This is a genomic window from Streptomyces sp. NPDC059398 (assembly GCF_042751845.1).
Lineage (GTDB): Bacteria > Actinomycetota > Actinomycetes > Streptomycetales > Streptomycetaceae > Streptomyces.
On record NZ_JBHYWP010000202.1, the window covers coordinates 1 to 2,704 of the forward strand.

Below are 2,704 nucleotides of genomic sequence, written 5' to 3' on the forward strand. Positions count from 1 at the left end.
CGTGGGTGGCTGTTAGGGTGTGTGTGTGGGCGGTGGGTTGAGTCGCTCTCGGGCGCTCACACTCCCCGCGACCCGCTCCGAGCCCCCCGCCCCCCCCACGACCACGACTACGTGGGGATCGCGGGCGACGCGCGGCGGTTCAGCCGGGACCTGGAGCCGCTCGTGGTGTGAGGGCCGGCGGTCCCGCCGCGCGCCCCGGTCCTCACTCGTCCAGCAGCCAGTGCAGAACGCGGGGGAGCGCGTGCAGTGCGTCGAAGTGCGCGGCGGCCGGTTCGAGCACGGCCGTCGCGCCCGGGATGCGCCGGGCCAGCCAGCGGGAGTGGCCTACCGGTGAGAAGACGTCCTTCACGCCGTGCCACAGCATGATCGGGCTGCGGATCCCGGCCGGGTCGAACCCCCAGGGCCGGGAGAACGCCAGTGCGTCGTCGATCCAGCCGTACGGTGAAGTGCGCAGCGCCTCCTGGTAGTTGCGCAGCAGCATGGCGCGTACGCCCGCGTCGTTGACGACCCGGCGGTCGGAGTCGGTGAGGTCGCTGAAGAGCTGGTCCAGCAGCCGGACCGGGTTCTTCCTGATCTCCGCCGAGCGCGGGATGAGCCGGGCCGCGAGACCGTCGGGGTCGTCGGAAGCGGTGGTGTACTCGCGGACGTTGGACGCGGCCATGCCCTCGAACCAGTCGAGTCCCACCGCGTCCCGGGGGGCGAGCGTCACCAGGGCCGCCGCCCTGGTGACCCGGTCCGGCAGCAGTGCCGCGCAGGCGAGCGCGTGGGGTGCGCCGCCCGACCGGCCCGCCACGGCGAACTTCTCCAGCCCCAGCGCGTCGGCGATCGCCCCGACGTCCTGGGCGACATCGGCGACGCTGCGCCCCGGCAGCCGGTCGCTGCCGCCGTAGCCGGGGCGGTCGAAGGCGATGAGCTGCATCCTGCGCTGGTAGAGCACCATTCCGCGTGGGGCGGGTCCGAGTCTGCTGCCGGGGGTGCCGTGCAGCAGGAACACCGGCCTGCCGCGTGGATCGCCGAGACGCTCCACCGTCAGATGACGCCCGTCCGGTGCGCGTACCCGTCCGCGCAGCCCCGGTCCCTCTGTGCCGTACGCATGCATCGTGTGCACTGGCATCCCCCTCCGCTCCGATGATTACCCATCAGCGCGTTTTCTGGGGTGATGAGTTGGTGGGAAAGTGTGGATACGGAAGGGAGTGCGCCGCAATCCGGTCCGCCGGCGGTGGATAGCGGACGGCAGGCGGCAGGACACGAGGGTGATTTGTCACTGTCCAAGGTTTATCCATGCTTTGATACCCCGGCGGTACTCTCCATTCGTGAACGGAGTGCGGGTGCCTTGTTGGTGTCGTGTGCCCGTCCTTGAACCGACCTTGTGTGCGAGCTGTGACTGTCGGAATAGTGGGCGACTCCATCCTCCGCTTCCGGTCACCCCACATGACCGGAAGCGGCCCCCACAGGAGGTCGAAGTTGAAGCACCGACGCATACCCAGGCGCCGAGTGATCGCGGCAGCGACCGGCGCCGCCGCGCTGATCGCAGCGGGCGTCACCTTCCAGACGGCCAACGCCAGCGAGGCGGCGCCGGCATCCGCGGCGAAGACCCTGTCCGTGTCCGCGGCCGGGAACCTGGCATCGGCACTGACCCACAAACTGGGCTCGGACGCGGCCGGTTCGTACTACGACGCAAAGAGCAAGAACCTGGTGGTGAACGTCCTCGACGAGGCGTCGGCCCAGGGTGTGCGCAAGGCGGGCGGCCGGGCGAGAGTCGTCCAGAACTCGATGGCCGAGCTGACCGGCGCACGCAAGACCCTGTCCGACAAGGCATCGCTGCCGGGCACCTCATGGGCGGTGGACCCGGTCAGTAACAAGATCGTCGTCACCGCCGACCGTACGGTATCGGGGGCGAAGCTCTCCAAGCTCAACAGCGTCGTCAAGGGTCTCGGCGCCAAGGCCGAACTCAAGCGCAGCACCGGGGAGTTCAAGCCGCTCATCGCGGGCGGCGACGCCATCTGGGGCTCCAGCGCCCGCTGCTCGCTCGGCTTCAACGTGGTCAAGGACGGCCAGCCGTACTTCATCACCGCCGGGCACTGCACCGAGGCCGTCAGCAGCTGGTCGGACTCGCAGGGCGGCTCGGAGATCGGCACCAACGCGGCCTCCGACTTCCCTGGCCACGACTACGGCCTGGTGAAGTACACATCGGACACCCCGCACCCGAGCGAGGTCGACCTCTACAACGGCAAGACCCAGCCGATCACCAAGGCGGCCGACGCGACCGTCGGCATGGCGGTCCAGCGCAGCGGTTCCACCTCGCAGGTGCACGGCGGCACGGTGAAGGGGCTCGACGCCACCGTCAACTACGGCAACGGCGATGTCGTCAACGGTCTCATCCAGACCGATGTCTGCGCCGAGCCCGGTGACAGCGGCGGCGCGCTCTTCTCGGGCGACAGCGCGATCGGTCTGACCTCGGGCGGCAGCGGTGACTGCTCCGCCGGCGGTGAGACGTTCTTCCAGCCGGTGCCCGCGGCGCTGGCTGCCTTCGGGGCGAAGATCGGCTGACGCTCCCGTAGCGGTTCCCCAGCAGTACACCGGGGCCCGGGCCCGCCGCGGGGACGGGGCGGCGGCGCGCCCCACCCGCCCGCGGTCGGCCCTCCCGGGCGGCCGGGGGCCCCCCCCCCCGGCCGGCCGCCCGCGGCCGCGGCACACGCTCCGC

General features: G+C 71.0%; 2 protein-coding genes. One reads left to right on the plus strand and one right to left on the minus strand.

The window, feature by feature from the left end:
- Positions 1-202 precede the first annotated feature (202 nt).
- Positions 203-1,099 carry an alpha/beta fold hydrolase gene (locus ACFXBC_RS34970; protein ID WP_385034138.1) on the minus strand — a complete coding sequence of 299 codons (897 nt, stop codon included), beginning with the start codon at positions 1,097-1,099 and terminating at the stop codon, positions 203-205.
- A 365-nt stretch (positions 1,100-1,464) separates the two neighbouring features.
- On the opposite strand from ACFXBC_RS34970, the gene ACFXBC_RS34975 reads away from it, so the two are divergent.
- Positions 1,465-2,550 carry a S1 family peptidase gene (locus ACFXBC_RS34975; RefSeq protein WP_385034135.1) on the plus strand — a complete coding sequence of 362 codons (1,086 nt, stop codon included), beginning with the start codon at positions 1,465-1,467 and terminating at the stop codon, positions 2,548-2,550.
- Positions 2,551-2,704 lie beyond the last annotated feature (154 nt).